The 19,145-nt window shown below is 55.8% G+C and carries 17 protein-coding genes; 7 read left to right on the forward strand and 10 right to left on the reverse strand.

Annotated features, from left to right (window positions below; genetic code table 11):
• Positions 1-47: 47 nt before the first annotated feature.
• On the reverse strand, positions 48-1,469 hold the full coding sequence (gene yczR, locus PUP35_RS04925; protein ID WP_274242233.1) for a MocR-like transcription factor YczR: 1,422 nt from the start codon (positions 1,467-1,469) through the stop codon (positions 48-50).
• An 86-nt stretch (positions 1,470-1,555) separates the two neighbouring features.
• On the opposite strand from yczR, the gene yczE reads away from it, so the two are divergent.
• The 3 genes from yczE to PUP35_RS04940 all read left to right on the forward strand — a co-directional run bounded on the left by yczE (position 1,556) and on the right by PUP35_RS04940 (position 6,508).
• Positions 1,556-2,167, forward strand: a complete 612-nt coding sequence (yczE, locus tag PUP35_RS04930) for a membrane protein YczE (RefSeq protein WP_111963402.1) — start codon at positions 1,556-1,558, stop codon at positions 2,165-2,167.
• 78 nt (positions 2,168-2,245) lie between these two features.
• Positions 2,246-3,316, forward strand: coding sequence for a LacI family DNA-binding transcriptional regulator (locus tag PUP35_RS04935; RefSeq protein ID WP_274242234.1), 1,071 nt, complete (start codon positions 2,246-2,248; stop codon positions 3,314-3,316).
• Positions 3,317-3,418: 102 nt separating this feature from the next.
• On the forward strand, positions 3,419-6,508 hold the full coding sequence (locus PUP35_RS04940) for a beta-galactosidase (protein ID WP_274242235.1): 3,090 nt from the start codon (positions 3,419-3,421) through the stop codon (positions 6,506-6,508).
• A gap of 39 nt (positions 6,509-6,547) precedes the next feature.
• Here the strand turns inward: PUP35_RS04940 and PUP35_RS04945 are convergent, their stop codons facing one another.
• Complete coding sequence (locus PUP35_RS04945) at positions 6,548-7,387, reverse strand: nickel/cobalt efflux protein RcnA (RefSeq protein WP_274242236.1); 840 nt, start codon at positions 7,385-7,387, stop codon at positions 6,548-6,550.
• Positions 7,388-7,521: 134 nt separating this feature from the next.
• Between PUP35_RS04945 and PUP35_RS04950 the strand changes: the two genes are divergently transcribed.
• Positions 7,522-7,794, forward strand: coding sequence for a metal-sensing transcriptional repressor (locus tag PUP35_RS04950; protein WP_115874368.1), 273 nt, complete (start codon positions 7,522-7,524; stop codon positions 7,792-7,794).
• On the opposite strand, the gene PUP35_RS04955 is transcribed toward PUP35_RS04950, so the two are convergent.
• Positions 7,787-9,352 (reverse strand): EAL domain-containing protein, encoded by a 1,566-nt coding sequence (locus PUP35_RS04955; protein WP_133293897.1) that lies wholly within the window; start codon positions 9,350-9,352, stop codon positions 7,787-7,789. The genes PUP35_RS04950 and PUP35_RS04955 overlap by 8 nt on opposite strands.
• Positions 9,353-9,572: 220 nt before the next feature.
• Here PUP35_RS04955 and PUP35_RS04960 point away from each other — a divergent pair, with 220 nt between their 5' ends.
• On the forward strand, positions 9,573-9,833 hold the full coding sequence (locus tag PUP35_RS04960; RefSeq protein WP_274242237.1) for a type B 50S ribosomal protein L31: 261 nt from the start codon (positions 9,573-9,575) through the stop codon (positions 9,831-9,833).
• 2 nt (positions 9,834-9,835) lie between these two features.
• A complete protein-coding gene (gene ykgO, locus PUP35_RS04965) occupies positions 9,836-9,976 on the forward strand; it encodes a type B 50S ribosomal protein L36 (protein ID WP_003859006.1) in 141 nt (46 codons plus the stop codon).
• Here ykgO and PUP35_RS04970 read toward each other — a convergent pair.
• Positions 9,973-10,683: a GNAT family N-acetyltransferase gene (locus PUP35_RS04970; protein ID WP_133293898.1), complete on the reverse strand. Its 711-nt coding sequence runs from the start codon at positions 10,681-10,683 to the stop codon at positions 9,973-9,975. The genes ykgO and PUP35_RS04970 overlap by 4 nt on opposite strands.
• Positions 10,684-10,784: 101 nt before the next feature.
• Here PUP35_RS04970 and pdxR point away from each other — a divergent pair, with 101 nt between their 5' ends.
• A complete protein-coding gene (pdxR, locus tag PUP35_RS04975; RefSeq protein WP_274242238.1) occupies positions 10,785-12,245 on the forward strand; it encodes a MocR-like pyridoxine biosynthesis transcription factor PdxR in 1,461 nt (486 codons plus the stop codon).
• Here pdxR and PUP35_RS04980 read toward each other — a convergent pair.
• The 6 genes from PUP35_RS04980 to acrA all read right to left on the reverse strand — a co-directional run bounded on the left by PUP35_RS04980 (position 12,217) and on the right by acrA (position 19,051).
• Complete coding sequence (locus tag PUP35_RS04980; protein WP_023310598.1) at positions 12,217-12,684, reverse strand: YlaC family protein; 468 nt, start codon at positions 12,682-12,684, stop codon at positions 12,217-12,219. The two genes, pdxR and PUP35_RS04980, sit on opposite strands and share 29 nt — an antisense overlap.
• A 117-nt stretch (positions 12,685-12,801) precedes the next feature.
• Positions 12,802-13,353, reverse strand: coding sequence for a maltose O-acetyltransferase (maa, locus tag PUP35_RS04985; RefSeq protein ID WP_023310599.1), 552 nt, complete (start codon positions 13,351-13,353; stop codon positions 12,802-12,804).
• A gap of 204 nt (positions 13,354-13,557) precedes the next feature.
• A complete protein-coding gene (locus PUP35_RS04990) occupies positions 13,558-13,776 on the reverse strand; it encodes an HHA domain-containing protein (RefSeq protein WP_008499287.1) in 219 nt (72 codons plus the stop codon).
• Between the two features lie 27 nt (positions 13,777-13,803).
• On the reverse strand, positions 13,804-14,178 hold the full coding sequence (tomB, locus tag PUP35_RS04995; RefSeq protein WP_008499288.1) for an Hha toxicity modulator TomB: 375 nt from the start codon (positions 14,176-14,178) through the stop codon (positions 13,804-13,806).
• Between the two features lie 510 nt (positions 14,179-14,688).
• Positions 14,689-17,835, reverse strand: coding sequence for a multidrug efflux RND transporter permease subunit AcrB (acrB, locus tag PUP35_RS05000; RefSeq protein ID WP_029741964.1), 3,147 nt, complete (start codon positions 17,833-17,835; stop codon positions 14,689-14,691).
• A 22-nt stretch (positions 17,836-17,857) separates the two neighbouring features.
• Positions 17,858-19,051, reverse strand: coding sequence for a multidrug efflux RND transporter periplasmic adaptor subunit AcrA (gene acrA / locus PUP35_RS05005; protein ID WP_115874373.1), 1,194 nt, complete (start codon positions 19,049-19,051; stop codon positions 17,858-17,860).
• Positions 19,052-19,145 lie beyond the last annotated feature (94 nt).

Raw genomic sequence — 19,145 nt, forward strand, 5'->3', positions numbered from 1 at the left:
TACAGTCAGCAGTTTTTATTTTATGATCTGCTTCAAATATTTTAATATTAGATTACGCTGCGTTTTAACGATGGCACGTTTTTATTCAGGGCGAGCCATAACGGTTTGATCCTCAGTAACGCCTGCTCAAGCTCTGTCGATTCCAGCGAGAAGGGCATACGTAAATAGCGGTCAAACGCCCCCGATAAACCAAATCGCGTCCCGGTTCCAAGGTTAATCCCGATTATTTCTGCCCGTGCGGCAAGCTGTGTCGCCAGCATGCCCGGTAGCTCTATCCAGTAGGAGAGCCCGCCTTCCGCCTCGTGGAATTTCCACTCCGGGAAATGTTCTCGCAGCAGGTCACCGCATCGATCGCGCCGTACCGCTAGCATCTTCCGGCGTGCGGGCAGAAACGTCTCGCTGTTGTTAATGAGCCACTGCATTGCCAGCTGTTCCAGCAGCGGCGAGCCTAAATCCAGCGTATCCCGCGTCTGGGCAAGCGTGGCGATGGTGCGCGATGAGGCGCGGATCCAGCCTAGACGCAGCCCTCCCCAGAAGCTTTTGCCGGCAGAGCCTAAAGTGATGACGGTGGCCTGCGGGTTGAAGGCAGCCAGCGGTGGCGGGGGAGGCGCATCAAACCAGAGATCCACCATCGTTTCATCCACCACCAGCGCCGTGCGGGTTTGGGCTGCAATATCCGTGATAGCCTGACGGGTGGCAATATCCATACAGCGCCCGGTCGGATTATGAAAATCCGGCATCAGGTACGCCAGGCGCGGCGCGGTTTGGGCAAGCGTTGCGGCAAAGCCATCCGTATCCCAACCGGTTTCCGGCAGCGACACCCCAACGGGCCGACACTGCGCGCCCTGAATGGCGGCAATCGCCAGCGGATAGGTGGGATGATCGACCACGACGCGATCCCCGGGCCCGGTCATCATCCGCAGGACCAGCGCGAAGCCGCTGACGGCGCCATTGACCACCATCACTTCGTCCGCGCGGGTGGGAAGGCCCCGCGCGGTATAGCGTGCAGCGATGGCTTCCCGCAGCGTCGGCAGCCCTAGCTGATCGTAGCCCGTCAGCGAGAGATGCTGGGTAATGGCCGTGAGCGCATGGGTATACGCCTGATGGATCTCCGGCCCGGCATTGAGGGCGGCAGTGGAGAGATCCAGTGCCGCGCTCGCCGCGGAAAGAGTGGGAACGGCACGCGTATCCGGGAGGATCACGCGTGACCCGCTGCCGTGGCGGCTTTCAAGATATCCCTCTTCACGCAGATGGGCGAGCGCGCTGCTGACGGTGGTACGGCTCACGTCCAGCGCCGCGGCCAGCTCACGCTCGCCCGGCAGCCGCGTATTCAGTGCCAGCCGTCCATCAAGGATTAATAAACGCAGCGCGTCGGCCAGCTGTCGCCAGAGCGGGGTTCGGGATGAGGCTTGTTGCCAGTGGCCTAAAAGGCGTACCAGAGACTGGCTTCCGAAGCGGCGTGATGACATATGCAGTCCACTATTTGAAAACTGGACATTAATCATAGTGCCATTTTAGGTCAGGATGAAAGCCTGGTTCACTGGAGAAGATAAAAATGGTACGTCGTCTGCTACAACTCTATGTCGGTTTAGGACTGTATGGCCTGTCCACCGCGATGTTTATTCGTTCCGATTTGGGCGTCGACCCCTGGGATGTATTTCACCTTGGGGTGGGGTTACAGCTGGGAATGACTATCGGAACGGTGATTATTGTGACCGGCGCTGCGGTGCTGCTGCTGTGGATCCCGCTGCGCCAGATGCCGGGGCTTGGCACGATCAGTAACGTGATTTGTATCGGTCTGGCGGCGGACGCCAGCATGGCGCTTATCCCGGAACTGGAATCGTTACCCGTTCGAATCGCTTTCCTGGTGTCGGGCATCGTGATGAACGCGATTGCGACCAGCATGTACATCGGGGCCGGTTTCGGGCCAGGCCCGCGCGACGGTCTGATGACCGGCATTCACGCCCGGCTGGGGTGGTCCATTCGTAGCGTGCGCACCTCAATTGAAGTGTCCGTCCTGCTGATTGGGTGCGTGCTTGGCGGCACCTTTGGCGTGGGAACCGTACTTTATGCCCTGACCATTGGCCCGCTTATCCAGCTCTGTCTGCCCTGGTTTCGCCAGAAGCCGCGCATTGCGGAAATACCCCAGCCGGAGCGGGTTGTTTAATTTTGCGAAGCGCTCACATGTTTTAACGGCGTCGCTGTGCCACAATAATGGGCCCCGACTCACGCGATGCCACAATGCATGAAAGCTATCACTCTCTATGATGTCGCCCTCCTTGCGGGGGTTTCTTATCAGACCGTTTCCCGCGTCATTAACGACGCGGAGCATGTTTCTGCCCGCACGCGGGAAAAGGTGCAGCAGGCGATGGCGGAGCTGCACTACGTGCCTAACCTGCGCGCACAGCAGCTGGCGGGTAAACGCACCCGCACGCTGGGACTTATCACCACCGATCTGGCCCTGCATGCGCCCTCGCAAATTGTGTCGGCGGTAAAATCCCGCGCGGCGGAACAGGGGGCGAGCGTTCTTATCTCCATGGTGGAACAGCCGCAGCACTGTCAGGTCGCGCTTCAGGCGCTGCTGGCGCAGCGGGTGGACGCGCTGCTGGTGAATGTTCCGCTTGACGATCGTGACGCTGAAGAACTCAGGGCACTGGCGTCGCCCGTCCCGGTGCTGTTCCTCGATGTGGCGCCTTCAGCGCGGGTAAACAGCCTCGTGTTTAACGCGGAGCAGGGGGCGCGTCTGGGCGTTGAGCATCTGCTTTCGCTGGGGCATCGACATATTGCTCTGCTGAGCGGGCCGGAAAGCTCGGTCTCTGCTCGGGCGCGTCTGGCGGGGTGGAAAGCCGCTCTGGCCCGCGCGGGGTATGAAGCCGCTGAGGTGGCTTACGGTGACTGGAGCGCCGCCAGCGGCTATGAGAAAGGGCATGTCCTTCTGTCGGGGACGGTATTACCGGATGCCATTCTGGTGGCTAACGATCAGATGGCGCTCGGGGTAATGCGCGCCTGCGCGGAAAAAGGGGTCGCTATTCCTGGCCAGATGTCGGTGGTCGGGTTTGACGATACGGCCGACAGCGCCTGGTTTTCCCCGCCGCTGACGACCATTCGTCAGGCGTTTCGCGATGCGGGTGAACGCAGCGTGGAATGGCTGCTGGCCCCCACCGGGGAGGAGTCGTGCTGGCAGGTTCAACTGCCGGTGACGCTGGTTACCCGTCATTCAAGCGCACGCCGCAACCCTAAGCAGGCTGAACGCGAGGATCTGGCGGAGCAGCTGAGAAGCCTGGCACTCCTTGCCGAGCAGATTGCCCGCAAATAAAACTTTGTGATCTGACTCGCTACCCTGCGAATGGGCGCTTTACCATCGCCGGGTGCCAGGGCATGTTAACCAAAATTGTGAGCGCTTCGCAAAGAGGTTACTATGTCCACCACTTCACCGCTGACCCTCAGCGCCATTCTGGCCCGTCGGGACTGGGAAAACCCCGGCGTCACCCAGTGGAACCGTCTGCCCGCACATGCGCCGTTACACAGCTGGCGCAATGAATCTTCCGCCAGAGATGACGCCGGATCTACCAGCAGGCGCTCTCTCAACGGGCTATGGCGGTTTAGCTATTTTTCAGCGCCGGAGCAGGTTCCTCAAGCATGGGCAATCGAAGATTGCGCGGATGCCGTCGCAATGCACGTACCGTCGAACTGGCAGATGCAGGGGTTCGACACGCCCATCTACACAAATGTCACCTATCCCATCCCCGTTAACCCACCTTTTGTGCCGCAGGAAAACCCGACAGGTTGTTACTCGCTCACATTTGAAATGGATGACGCCTGGCTTCAGAGCGGGCAAACCCGCATCATCTTTGACGGTGTGAACTCGGCGTTCCATCTGTGGTGCAACGGGAAGTGGATAGGCTATTCCCAGGACAGTCGGCTGCCCGCCGAATTTGACCTCTCGGCGGCATTACGCCCCGGGCAGAACCGCCTGGCGGTCATGGTATTACGCTGGTGCGACGGCAGCTATCTTGAAGATCAGGACATGTGGCGCATGAGCGGCATTTTCCGCGATGTGACTTTGCTGCATAAACCCGATACCCGGATTGCCGATTATCACGTGGTGACGGACCTGAATAAGGAGCTGGACCGCGCGGTGCTGAAGGTTGATGTCGCGCTGGCAGGCGCTGGCTTTGCAGACTGCGAGGTGGTTTTTACCCTGTGGCGCGCGGAGGAAAAATGCGCCTGCGTTTCCCGGCGTCCAGGGTCAGCCATCGTCGACGAGCGCGGCAGCTGGGCAGAGCGCTTAACGGCGGCGATGCCCGTTGAACAGCCCGCGCTCTGGAGCGCTGAAACGCCAGAACTGTATCGCCTGACGATTGCGCTTATCAACCCGCAGGGTGAAGTGCTTGAGATTGAGGCGTGCGACGTGGGCTTCCGCCGCGTTCATATCAGCAATGGCCTGCTGAAGCTCAACGGTAAACCGCTGCTGATCCGAGGGGTTAACCGGCACGAGCATCACCCGGAAAACGGCCAGGTGATGGACGAAACGACCATGCGCCGCGATATCGAAATCATGAAGCAGCACAACTTCAACGCCGTGCGCTGCTCGCACTACCCGAACCATCCGCTGTGGTACCGGCTTTGCGACCGCTACGGGCTGTACGTTGTTGATGAAGCCAACATCGAAACCCACGGTATGGTGCCGATGAGCCGCCTTGCAGACGATCCGCGCTGGCTGCCCGCCATGAGCGAACGCGTGACCCGCATGGTGCAGCGCGATCGTAATCATCCCTCAATAATCATTTGGTCGCTGGGCAATGAGTCCGGGCACGGCGCAAACCACGACGCACTGTATCGCTGGGTGAAATCCACGGATCCGACGCGTCCGGTGCAGTATGAAGGCGGCGGCGCGAATACGGCGGCTACCGATATTGTTTGTCCGATGTACGCCCGTGTCGATCAGGATCAGCCCTTCCCGGCGGTGCCTAAATGGTCAATCAAAAAATGGATCGGTATGCCGGACGAAACGCGTCCGCTGATCCTCTGTGAATATGCTCACGCGATGGGAAATAGCTTTGGCGGGTTTGCGAAATACTGGCAGGCGTTTCGCAACCATCCTCGCCTGCAGGGTGGTTTTGTCTGGGACTGGGTCGATCAGGCCCTGACGAAACAGGACGAAGCTGGCAACGCGTTCTGGGCCTACGGGGGAGACTTTGGCGATAAGCCGAACGATCGGCAGTTCTGCCTCAATGGCCTGGTATTCCCCGATCGCACGCCGCACCCGGCGCTGTACGAGGCGCAGCGCGCCCAGCAGTTCTTCACCTTTACGCGGGTCAGCACCTCGCCGCTGGTGATTGAGGTGCAAAGCGGCTACCTGTTCCGCCACACCGATAACGAAGTGCTGAGCTGGACGGTTGCCCGGGACGGGGACGTGCTGGCCGAGGGCGAGGTGACGCTCTCGATGTCGCCTGAAGGCACCCAGCGTCTGGAGATCGACCTGCCGGAGCTGAAAGCCGGGCCGGGTGAGGTCTGGCTGAACGTTGAAGTACGCCAGCTGCGGGCAACGCCGTGGTCACCGGCTGACCATCGCTGCGCGTGGGAGCAGTGGCCGCTGCCGGCTCCACTCTTTATTGCTCCGCCAGCTCCGGTGGGCGAGCCGCCGGTCTTGACGCAAAACGATCGCGTTCAGGAGATCTCCCATCGTCAACAGCGCTGGCAATTCGATCGCGCAACCGGAAATCTGACTCAATGGTGGCGAAATGGCGTTGAAACGCTGCTTTCACCTCTGACGGATAACGTCAGCCGCGCGCCGCTGGACAACGACATTGGCGTAAGTGAAGCGACGAAGATCGATCCGAACGCCTGGGTTGAACGCTGGAAAGCGGCGGGCATGTACGATCTCACCTCGCGCGTTCTGCACTGTGAGGCAGAGCAGCACGCAGACGAGGTGGTGGTCACAACCCAGCACGTCCTTGAGTATCGCGGCAAAGCCCTGTTCATGAGCCGTAAAGTCTGGCGGGTGGACGAGCGAGGCGTTCTGCATGGCGATATTCAGGTTGATATTGCATCTGATATCCCGGAGCCTGCGCGCGTTGGCCTGAGCGTTCATCTTGCCGAAACGCCGGAAAACGTCTCCTGGCTAGGACTGGGGCCGCATGAAAACTATCCGGACAGAAAGCTGGCGGCACGGCAGGGGCGCTGGACATTACCCCTGGCGGAGATGCACACGCCGTATATCTTCCCGACGGAAAATGGTTTGCGCTGTGATACGCGGGAGCTGACGCTGGGAACGCATCAGCTAAATGGCCAGTTCCACTTCTCGGTGAGCCGCTATAGCCAGCAGCAGCTGCGGGAGACAACCCATCATCATCTGCTCCGGGAAGAGCCGGGATGCTGGCTTAACCTCGATGCGTTCCATATGGGCGTGGGCGGCGACGACTCCTGGAGCCCCAGCGTTGCACCGGAATTCATTCTGCAGACACGTCAGCTGCGCTATACCTTCAGCTGGCAGCAGAACCCTTAACTGACCGTGGAGAGGCGGCCACAGAGCGTGGCCGCAGGCTTACGCCAGAATGCCGCTCAGGCCATGCAGGCTCATGTAAATTCCTACCACGGTAATCAGCGCAGCGGAGATCCACGGTGCCTTACGGGAGAATTCGCTAAACCCGGGCCAGCGTTTGGTCGCGTGCTTGAGGCTTAAGGCGGCAATCGCGCCGGAAGCGACCAGCGTTAACGCCAGACCAATACTGAAGCTGAACACCAGCGTCGCGCCGAGGGCGAAATGCTTCAGCTGCAGGCAGATCAGCAGCACGGTGATGGACGCCGGGCAGGGGATAAGTCCGCCGGTCAGGCCAAACATCACAATCTGTCCGGTGGTGACATTTTGACCGCTGAAGCGGCGGTTAATATCCTGCGCGTGAGCGCGCTGGTGGGCGTCCTGCCACTCTTCTTCAATCAGCGTGTGTTCGTGGTGATGATGATCATGATGGTGGTCATGTTCATGTTCATGTTCATGGTCGTGGTGGTGATGGCTATCATGGTCGTGATGATGATCGTGCGGCTGGCTCTCTTTCCAGGTTCGCCACGCCATCCACAGGGCGATCGCAACGATCAGCACCCCGGAGATCAGCTGGAACCAGGGTTCGGACGTATGCGCATCCCAGCCCCGACCAAACCATAATCCCGCCATCGCAACGAGCCAGACCACCGCCGTATGGGAGAGCGTTGCCGCCAGGCCAAGCAGTACCGCCTGTTTCAGCGTGCCGCGGATGGCAACAATAAAGGCTGCCATCATTGTTTTTGAATGGCCTGGTTCCAGGCCATGCAGCGCACCGAGCAGGATAGCGCTGGGAACAAACAGCCAGGCATTGCCCTGCTGAAGAAGTGAAGCAAAATCGGTCATGGGAAATTCCGGAGTGGAAAGCGTGCGGAGATACTACTCCCCCCCAGTAGCGTAATACTACCCCCCAGTAGAAAAATACTCAGGGGGAGTAGAGCGTGATATGCTTTAAAAGCTAAAAAATTAGGGATACAGAGATGTCACATACCGTTAGAGACAAGAAGATGTTACTGACTCGCCTGAAGAAAATTCAGGGGCAAAGCACCGCGCTGGAAAAAATGCTTAACAGCGATCACGAATGCGCCGAGGTGTTACAGCAGCTGGCGGCAATCCGCGGGGCGGTCAATGGCATGATGATGCAGGTGATCGAAGGACATTTAACCGATCACGTGGTGAAAGAGCCTGAAGAAGCGCAGCGTGAAGCCGATCTTGGCGTGGTGTTGCGGGTGATCAAATCCTATCTCAAGTAGCGTGCGTGCCGAGGTTATTTTCTGCCCAAAGAATAAATTCCGTTTTTGGCAGTGCCTTGCTGTAGTACCACCCCTGCCCGTACTGCACGCCGTGACGGTGTAGCCAGGCGAGCTGCCCTGCGGTCTCGATGCCCTCCGCCACCATCGCCAGCTTCAACGACTTTGCTATTTCAATGATGTGCGGCGTCACGTTTTTATACTCCAGCGCATCGACGAACGATTTATCAATTTTTAGCGTGTCGACGTCCAGATCCTGCAGATAGCTCAGGCTGGAATAGCCCGTGCCAAAATCATCAATATAGACAGGGTGCCCCGAACGGCGGAATGCGGCGATAGCCGGCGCGCTGATTTTGGGATCGGCAAAGCCGCGCTCGGTGAGCTCAAGGGCGATTTGTCGGGGTTGTATTTGCCACTTATTCAGTAGCTGACTCAGTAAAGGTGGCAGGATGCCGGAGGTTAAATCGGCAGGGGCGAGGTTAATGGAGATATGCTGATCGGGATGGCGTTGCAGCCAGTGGCCCATATCTTCAAACACCTTTTCGATAACTAACTGCGTCAGCTGTGAGATGAGTCCCGTTTGCTCGGCAAGGGGGACAAAAATATCCGGCGATAGGCTGCTTCCGTCTGGCTGTGGCCAGCGCGTCAGCGCTTCTGCGCCCACAATTTTTCCGCTACTGAGCGCCACGATGGGCTGATAGTGAACCACAAAATCCCGGCTGTTAATGGCGTCAAGCAGGCGATTGCGCGGCGACTGGATACGACGCAGGATCCGCAGGACAAACAGCGCGGCGAGCAGACTTATTAACATGCCGAACGGTAACCAGAAAAGAAGCTGCCGGTGCCAGGTTTCAGCCAGCGGTTTGAGCGTTGCCCATGCGACGACGGTAAATCCAAGCTCAGGTACAGACTTCATGACGTACATTGAACCGTTGTACTGCACGCTTTTGACATCCCGCTCCTGAACCATGTCGCGGATGTGAGAATTGAGCTTACTGCTGCTGGCGAATATGCGGTGTGTTGTAGTGCCTACCAGGGCGGCATCAATCGCTATCTCGCCGAAAGGGATAACGTCCACCAGCGAGGCAGGATCGACCATGACAAGGTAGTGGCCTTTTCCCAGCACTGCCATGTAGCGGTTAAACCCAAGATCGTTTTGCGTGGTCAGCCATGCGCTGTAACCATCTTCGGTAATGCGCATCGGTGGGGGGAAAGGGGGGGCATGACTGGTTTGCTCGAGGGAGGAGCAGAGCGGCTGAAGGTTATCGATATAAATCACTTCCTGAACATATCGCCACGAGAAAGCGACCCGGCGCATCTCTCTTAACTGCAACGGGCTACACGGCACCCCTTCAAAGGCCTGCAGGTGATCGAGCGCTTCTTTTGCCTGATCCACAACTCTGTCGGTTCTTACCAACACGCGTGACGCATAGTTATCCAGCGCATTGGCAAACTTATCTTCCGCCTGGCGATGGGCCAGCCAGATGCTCAGGCAAATGGGAACCAGCACAGAAAAGATAAGTATGCCAGTCACCAGACTGACCAGATGTCGGGTTTTCATGCTGTCGTGTCCTTCCTCGTATACCCGTTCCTGGGCATTGAGTTCCTTGCCTGAAGAGAAAGATTTTACCGCGAAATGATATAGTTATAGCACGTGGGCAGCCAGGTTTTCATTTTATCTCAGGCAAACGAGAAAATATCGCCCGGCGAGAGGGGGTTGTTTTTTCGAACTGGCCTGGATATTATTTTGTTATGTTATAACAAAACACAAAGGATTTACGATGAAGCCTGATATCCATCCAGCCTATCGCACCGTGGTATTCCACGACACCAGCGCTAATGAATACTTCAAGGTTGGCTCAACCATTAAGACCGACCGCGAAATTGAACTCGACAGTGAAACGTATCCGTACATCACCATTGAGGTTTCTTCAAAATCGCACCCGTTTTATACCGGCAAGCAGAAAACGTTCTCCACGGACGGTAGCGCCGCGCGCTTCCGCAAGCGTTTTGGCGGTTTTCTCAATGCGAAGCGGGGCTAACCATGCAGGTACTTAACTCATTACGCAGTGCAAAGCAGCGTCACCCGGATTGCCAGATAGTCAAACGCAAGGGACGCTTATACGTGATTTGCAAATCTAATCCGCGCTTTAAGGCGGTTCAGGGACGTAAAAAAAGACGCTAGACGCGCGTTTCTCGCCAGCTTTCCAGGGATCTTTTCTGTTTGCCATCGGCAGTAAAATTGTCGGTGGCAAGCCAGCTTTCAAAGGCGCTCGCCAGCGCCGGCCACTCTTTGTCGAGAATAGAAAACCAGTCGGTATCCCGGTTACGGCCTTTTATGACCAGCGCCTGGCGAAAGCGCCCCTCAAACTGAAAGCCCAGACGCAGCGCTGCTTTACGGGAAGGCTCGTTCAGGCTATTGCACTTCCATTCATAACGTCGGTAGCCCAGCGTATCGAACACGTACCGCATCAGCAGATATTGCGCCTCTGTCGACCCTGGCGTGCGGCTTAACAGAGGAGAGAAATGAACGTGCCCCACTTCTACGACCCCGTTTTTAGGATCGATCCGCATCAGGGACAGCGTCCCGACAGGAGACTCGGTCTGGTTATCCATAACGGTAAAGTGGATGGGATCGGATAACTCACTTACGCTCGCCACCCAGTTGGCAAACTCTTCTGCGGTGGCATCAGGTTCACGAAGTAGCCACGTCCAGCTGCGGGTATCTTCGGCCAGGGAATAGGCGGAGAACAACGCGTGGGCATGCTCCACGCGCAGCGGCTCAAGCCGACAATAGTGGCCCTGAAGGACTACCCGGGACGGGTGTTGACGAGGTTGCCAGTCGATAAGGGCTTCGCCTACAGGCTGTCCAAACTCATTGAATGTATTCATTTTTATTTCCATGTCGTTGAAAAGAACTCCAGATTAGTGAATTGCTGGTTCCTTAAAAAGAACCACCAGGCTATGTTTTTCTGGTACCACGAGGAGGGAAGATGAATATACCGGGTGATGAGCTTTACACTTTGCTCCATGCTGCGCTGAAAAAGCGTGAGCAAGAGACGCTCCAGCGCACGCTCTATCATGCTTTGCGGGATGCGATACTGTGCGGCAGGCTTCGGTCCGGCAGCCAGCTGCCCGGTTCGCGAACGCTGGCGCAGCAGATCTCGGTTTCCCGAAACACCGTCAATGCGGCGCTGGACCAGCTCACGCTCGAAGGTTATTTGCTGCGTAACCGTCAGGGGACACGGGTGGGGCAATTCGCTCATCGTACGATTGCCCGAACGCTGCCGGATCCTGACGTCAGGCTGACAAAACGTGTCGCCCTGCTGCCCGCCCCTGTGCCGCGCGACACCCCTGTGATGTCGTTCACGCCGGGAACGCCTGCCATTAACTATTTCCCCTTGCCGCTGTGGCGGCGATTGTACGATCGTGTTCTGCGCGAGGAGGGAAGTGCCCTGTTAGGCTATGGAGACCCGGCCGGTGAACCGTCTCTTCGGGCAGCGATTGCCCGGCATCTCGCCTTGTCCCGTGGTATCGACTGCGACGCCAGCCAGATTGTGCTCACCGAAGGTGCACTTGAGGGGGTCAATCTCTGCACGATGCTGTTAAGCGAGCCTGGCGATGTCGCCTGGGTAGAAAACCCTGGCTATAGCGGGGCAAAGAGTGCGTTTGTTAAAACCGGCCTGGCGATGACGGGAATACCGGTTGATGACGAGGGAATGTGCTGGGAAGGGCTGGATGCGCCTGCCCCCTCAATGATCTTTACATCGCCTTCGCATCAGTTCCCTTACGGGAGCGTGCTCAGCGCGCGGCGGCGGCTGGCGCTGCTGGACCTGGCCCGGCAGCACAACGCGTGGATCATTGAAGATGATTACGACAGCGAGTTCCGTTATGCCGGTGAGCCCGTACCGGCGATGCTGGGAATGGTCAACAATGCGCCCGTTGTGTATCTGGGGACGTTCAGTAAAACGCTGTTTCCGTCACTTCGCATGGGGTTCATGGTGTTACCGTCAGCGCTGGCTAAGGCGGTTCGTCCGGCCATCGGCTCGCTGTTGCGGGGTGGGCATCGTGCCGAACAGCGTACCCTGGCGCTGTTCATTGAAGAAGGTCATTACGCCCGTCACCTTGCCGCCATGCGTCGGCTCTACCGTAAACGCTACCGCCAGCTGCGGGAGGTGCTGGGCGCCGAGCTTCATTCTCCGCACCGCATTCTGGCAGGCGAAGGTGGGATGCATCTGACGCTGGCGATAGACGGTATTGACGACCAGAGGCTGGTGGCGAAGGCGAGAGCGTTTCAGCTGGCACCCGCAGCACTGAGCGGGTATTACCTGGAGGCGAAGCAGGGGCAAACCGGGCTGGTTTTAGGTTACGGTAATACCTCTGCTTCTCAGTTTGCGCCGGGGATCCGACGTCTGCAGGCGTTAATTACGCAGCAGCAGGGCGGGAAAGGGTAAAGACATCATAGAATGAGAGCTGTCCTTTGGTGGAGACCATTTTCTGCAGCTTCTCTTTTTGCCCGGCTTCAACTGCCGGAGAGTGCATGATGTTTTCGATCAGCTCCTCTGGCACGTAACGCGTGTTGTACCATTCGCCGTTATAGCAGACCCGAAAATCGAGCACGTCGATATCTTCGTAACGGTAGCGCGGATTCACGTCGAAAAAGAAAAAGGCGTTAAAGACGACAAACAGTACAACCAGCAGCCAGACGGAGTCCACCAGCGTTTCGGACTTCAGCATAACAATAAGCGTCGCCAGCCAGGCGGCATACATGGCGACAAACAGGCCAGGATGTTTGCGAATAAAGCTAATGCTAAAGCGCGGGCGATTATCGCGCTTTTCGCGGAGGTTAAGATCGTCGATGGTGGCGGTAAGCAGGCGCTGTATCTCGGTCATTTTTTGCCTTCATGAGAGTTGACAATACAGGGTGTCTGCCAATTTTAGGGGAGCCATCAGGCTGAAAAAAGTAACAGTCTGGCGCTAAAAGACTATAACAGTTGACTCCCCGCGACCTCACAGCGTTTTGATAATTTTTGCCGGGTTGCCGCCAACGACGACGTTAGCCGGGACGTCTTTCGTCACGACCGCGCCGGAGGCCACCACCACATTATCACCAATGGTGACGCCAGGGTTAATGACCGCCCGGCCACCAATCCAGACGTTATTTCCAATATTGACGGGTTTTCCAAACTCCACGCCGCTGTTTCGTTCCTCCGCATCCAGCGGGTGGGTTGCCGTATAAATATGAACACCCGGCGCGAGCATACAGTTATCGCCAATATGAACAGGGCAGACATCCAGCATCACGCAGTCGAAGTTAGCGTAAAAGTTTTTGCCCAGATAAATGTTATATCCGTAGTCGCAGCGGAAGCTCGGCTCTATATAAGCGCCTGCGCTTTGTCCGAGAAGTTCCGCCAGAATGTTCTGGCGTTCTGTTTTTTCATCAGGCGCAGTGTGGTTATAGCGGTAAACCAGATGGCGGGCCCGCAGTCGGTCAGCCCGTAATGTCTCATCGCCGGGGCGATAATGTTCACCGGCAATCATTTTCTGTTTTTCTAAGCTCACTGGAAACCTCTCTGGATGTTATTACCGCAGATTAATCGGAACAGGCCAGAAGGGGAACGTTCCCGGAAAGCCGATGTGACCATCGTCACAACATTGCTGTTGTTGAACGCGTTTTACACGGAGACCTGGCTTACGCACAGGGGGCATAACGGGATAGGTAAAACTCAGAACGAGGCGTAGAACTCTACAGACACCCTTCAAAGATTAACGGACAAATTTCCACACAGAAGTAGGGATTTTGTCATACAGCTTATTCATTGTTAGTTCAGCAAGACGATGGTCAGCGGCTGAATAAAATACCGCCAGTTCATTATCAGAAAGCTCGTATTTATTCTTTTCAATGACGCGTTCAAGCGTGTCAATTGACTGACAACGTCGTAAGCGCATCAAATAATCGATCTTTGTGAGTGGTTTATCAGACATAAATTCACCTTAGTAATTGTAATAATTTTAACAGGAAAGACTCACCGGGTTAGCTCTGCTCACGTTGACGAAACAGCGGAATAGCCGATTTCCCGATTTACGCCATTTTTGCAAATCCTGAGCGTTAATGCCGTAACTGCTGAACAACATAAAGGTGTCGTCCAGGTATTCATCAATTTGCTCGATGAGCTTATTATCTTCATTGTACTTAATTTTATAATTAAGTGCGAAAGTTGCGATATGCTCTATCAGCTCATTCAACTGTAAATTGATGGCAGATGTTGGATCGTTTACCCAGCCATGGTTACTTTCATCAAGATTGGCAAGGCAGTCATGGTACAAGGATTCGCAGAGAAATTTCAACTGCGCGATATCATGCCTTTTTGGCGAGTACTCGTCCATAGCGCATCCCCTTCTGAGTGATTTCTTACTCACCGAACATCATTGTCGGGATGGATACAACTGACTTAGCTACATGAGTGCTGTGTTCCTGATAACCTAACTATAAGCCACTCCTTCCTGGATTTCACCGCGCTATTACGAAAAATTACAAATAAAACCGCAGGCTGGGAGCTTGAACGCAAATGGTCGTCCTGGACTCAACGTTTTTATCCAAATTAACGACGGTGCTTTATCGCTTCCTTACGTTTCATTGGCTTAGCAAAAATGATGAGAAAAGTTTAGATTCAGACTTATCTTTGTAAGAACTTCTTATTAGGAATATTCCTAATACTTTAAGCGGGGAAATGAAATTAAAAAAATCCCGATTTCACCGATTAAGTTATCAGTTAATTATGATATGTCTATTTAAGATGGCAGAAAATAAATTGAACCACAATAAGCGTAATTTATGATTTTTTCTGAAAATGAAAAAGGCCGCTAATGCGGCCTTTTTATCATGTGAAACCGGTATCAGTGAGGTTCTACCGAATGACTGTGTTCAACATCTTCATTCTTTCGGCTAAAGCGGCGGCGAACCACCACGAAGAACACCGGTACGAAGAAGATGGCCAATACGGTCGCGGTAACCATACCGCCCATCACACCAGTACCTACTGCGTTCTGCGCACCGGAGCCCGCTCCGGAACTGATAACCAGCGGCAGTACGCCGAGGATAAACGCCAGTGACGTCATCAGGATCGGGCGCAGACGCATACGAACCGCCTCAAGCGTCGCCTCAATAAGACCTTTGCCTTCTTTCTCCATCAGATCTTTGGCGAATTCAACGATAAGTATCGCGTTCTTCGCCGACAGGCCAATGGTTGTCAGCAGGCCTACCTGGAAGTAAACGTCGTTGGTCAACCCACGGAACGTCGCCGCAAGCAGCGCACCGATAACCCCGAGTGGAACCACCAGCATAACGGAGAACGGAATCGACCAGCTCTCGTACAGTGCCGCCAGACACAGGAAGACCACAATCAGTGAAATGGCGTACAGAGCAGGGGCCTGGTTACCGGACAGACGTTCCTGATAGGACATACCGGTCCAGTCATAGCCGATACCCGCAGGCAGTTTGCTCGCCAGCTCTTCCATCAGGTTCATGGCTTCACCGGTGCTTCGGCCCGGTGCGGCCTGACCCAGGATCTCCATCGATGGCAGACCGTTATAGCGTTCCAGACGCGGTGAACCGTATTCCCAGCGTGACGTTGAGAACGCCGAGAACGGAACCATCTGACCATTGCTGCCGCGCACGAACCAGCTGTTGATATCGTTCGGCAACATACGGTACTGCGCCTCTGACATCACGTACACTTTCTTCACACGACCGCGGTCGATGAAGTCGTTAACGTAGCTACCGCCCCAGGCTGCGCCCAGCGTGGTGTTGATGTCACTGATGGATACGCCCAGCGCCTGAGCTTTTTCCTGGTCGATGTCGATTTTGTACTGCGGCGTATCTTCCAGACCGTTTGGACGCACGCCGACCAGCAGGTCAGGGTGTTTAGCTACTTCACCAAACAGCTGGTTACGCGCCTGCGTCAGTTTCTCGTGACCGAGGCCTCCCTGGTCAATCAGCTGGAAGTCGAAGCCGGTCGCGGTACCCAGTTCAACAATCGCTGGCAGGTTAAAGGCGAAGACCATCGCATCTTTAATCTGCGAGAAGGTTCCCATTGCACGGCCGGTGATGGCTTCAACCTTGTTCTTTTCGCCCGGACGTTCAGACCAGTCTTTCAGAGAAACGAAGGCAATACCGGTGTTCTGACCACGACCCGCAAAGCCAAAGCCGTTAACCGCAAACACGGATTCAACGTTGTCTTTCTCTTTGGTGAGATAGTAGTCCGTCACTTCATCCAGCACTTTCTGGGTACGCTCTTGCGAGGCACCTGCCGGAAGCTGCGCCATCGTCAGGAACACGCCCTGGTCTTCATCCGGCAGGAACGAGCTTGGCAGACGAACGAACAGGAAAGCCATGCCCACCACGATGATGATATAGAGCAGCAGGTAACGACCGGTGCTGCGCAGGATGTTACCCACGCTGTCGGTGTAGTGGTGCGTGCTTTTATCGAACATGCGGTTAAACCAGCCGAAGAACCCTTTATGCTCGCCGTGACCGCCTTTCTGAATCGGCTTCAGCATGGTGGCACACAGGGCAGGGGTCAGGATCAACGCCACCAGCACCGACAGCGCCATCGCGGAAACGATGGTAATGGAGAACTGACGGTAAATCGCACCGGTAGAGCCCCCGAAGAAGGCCATCGGAATAAATACCGCAGACAGCACCATCGCGATACCGACCAGCGCGCCCTGGATCTGACCCATCGATTTACGGGTCGCTTCCTTCGGCGGCAGACCTTCTTCCGCCATCACGCGCTCGACGTTCTCGACCACCACGATGGCGTCATCCACCAGCAGGCCGATGGCGAGCACCATCCCGAACATCGTCAGGGTGTTTATCGAGTAGCCAAATATCGACAGGATCGCAAAGGTCCCGAGCAGAACAACCGGCACGGCAATCGTTGGGATAAGCGTCGCGCGGAAGTTTTGCAGGAACAGGTACATAACCAGGAAGACGAGGATGATCGCCTCAACCAGCGTCTTAACCACTTCGTGAATCGAAATTTTGACGAACGGCGTGGTGTCGTACGGGTAAACGATTTTCAGACCTGACGGGAAGAACGGCTCCATCTTCTTCAGCTCTGCGCGGATCGCCGTGGCGGTGTCCAGGGCGTTAGCGCCTGTCGCCAGTTTGATACCCAGACCGGAAGCCGGTTTACCGTTAAACTTCGCGATGATGTCGTAGTTCTCACCGCCCAGCTCGACTTTCGCCACGTCGCGCAGGCGAACCTGCGAGCCGTCCTGGTTCACTTTCAGCAGAATTTTGCTGAATTCATCGGCAGAGGTCAGACGGGTCTGCGCGATGATCGAGGCGTTAAGCTGCTGGCCTTTCACCGGCGGCGTACCGCCTAACTGACCGGCCGCTACCTGGGCGTTCTGCGCTTTAATCGCACTGATCACGTCAACCGGGGTCAGCTGGAAGTTGTTCAGCTTGTTCGGATCCATCCAGATACGCATCGCGTACTGGGAACCGAACAGCTGCACGTCACCCACACCGGAAGTACGGCTGATGGCGTCCTTCATGTTGGCGCCCACGTAGTCGGAAATATCCTCCTGCGTCATGGTGCCGTTGGTGTTGATAACGCCGACAACCATCAGGAAGCTGCTGGACGATTTCTCGACGCTCACGCCCTGTTGTTGTACTTCCTGCGGCAGCAAAGGCATCGCCAGCTGCAGTTTGTTCTGCACCTGAACCTGCGCAATGTCAGCATCCGTACCTGACTGGAAGGTCAGGGTGATCTGCACCGTACCGGTAGAGTCACTGTTTGAGGACATGTACATCAGGTTATCGATACCGTTCATGTTCTGTTCGATAACCTGGGTGACGGTGTCCTGCACCGTTTTCGCATCAGCCCCCGGGTAGGTTGCGGAAATTGTCACCGCCGGTGGCGCAATCGTTGGATATTGCGCAACAGGCAGCTTCAGGATCGCAAGTCCCCCGGCCAGCATGATGATAATGGCGATCACCCATGCAAATATGGGGCGATCGATAAAGAAATTAGGCATGTCTTAACGGCTCCTGTTTAAGTTAAGACTTGGTTTGTTCTGACTGGCCAGCGGCCGAAGCTTGTTGTTTATCGTCAGATTTCACTTCCTGTGCTTTAACCTGCGCGCCAGGACGAACTTTTTGCAAACCAGAAACAATTACGCGATCGCCATCTTTCAGACCTTCCGTCACCAGCCATTTATCGCCAATCGCCTGGGTGGCGGTGATATTGCGCGTTTCGACTTTGTTATCAGCCCCAACAACCAGCGCGCTCGCATCGCCGCGTGGCGTACGGGTCACACCCTGCTGTGGAACCAGAAGTGCGGTTGGATTTGTTCCTTCCTCCAGACGTGCGCGAACGAACATACCTGGCAGCAGATTTTTGTCAGGGTTCGGGAAAATCGCACGTAAGGTGATGGAACCGGTGGTCTGGTCGACCGTCACATCAGAGAATTCCAGGGTACCTTCCTGCGGGAACTTGATACCGTCGTTGGTAATCAGCTCCACCTTGGCTTTGCCGTTTTCCTGTTTCAGGGTGCCGTTAGCCAGCTCCTGTTTCAGGCGCAGGAAATCGTTGCTGGACTGCGTCACGTCAACGTAGATCGGATCGAGCTGCTGCACGGTCGCCAGCGCAGTGGTCTGACCGTTCTGCACCAGAGCCCCTTCCGTGACGGAAGACTTACCAATACGACCGCTAATCGGGGAGGTCACTTTGGTATAGGCAAGGTTAATGCGCGCGGTTTCGACGGCCGCTTTGGCTGCCACCACGGCTGCGTTAGCCTGCTGTGCATCTGCCAGGGCGGTATCGTAATCCTGTTGGCTAATGTACTTAGTGCCGAGCAGTTTTTGGTAGCGGTTCAACGTCAGCTGAGCAATTTTGGCCGCGGCCTGTGCTTTCGCCAGGTCTCCCTTCGCACTCTCATACGATGCCTGATAGGTTGCGGGATCAATCTGATACAGAGACTCACCGGCCTTCACATCACCGCCTTCGGTGAAGTTACGCTTCAGGATAATGCCGCTAACCTGAGGACGCACTTCCGCAATGCGGTAAGCATTTGTACGGCCGGGTAATTCGGTGGTGATTTGTAGAGGTTCAGATTTGAGCGTAACAACGCCTACTTCTGGCGCCTGCTGAGCTCCTTGTTGAGCCGGTTTGTCGTCACATCCTGTTAGCGCTAAGCTGCCTGAGAGCATCAGAACGACCGCCAGAGGCGTTAACCCTCTGTTTTTGTTCATATGTAAACCTCGAGTGTCCGATTTCAAATTGATCAAGGGTCCTGAGTCTAAAACCCATTGCTGCGTTTATATTATCGTCATGCTATGGTACATA

Source organism: Enterobacter sp. S-33 (assembly GCF_028735835.1).
In the GTDB taxonomy this organism is placed as follows: domain Bacteria; phylum Pseudomonadota; class Gammaproteobacteria; order Enterobacterales; family Enterobacteriaceae; genus Enterobacter; species Enterobacter vonholyi.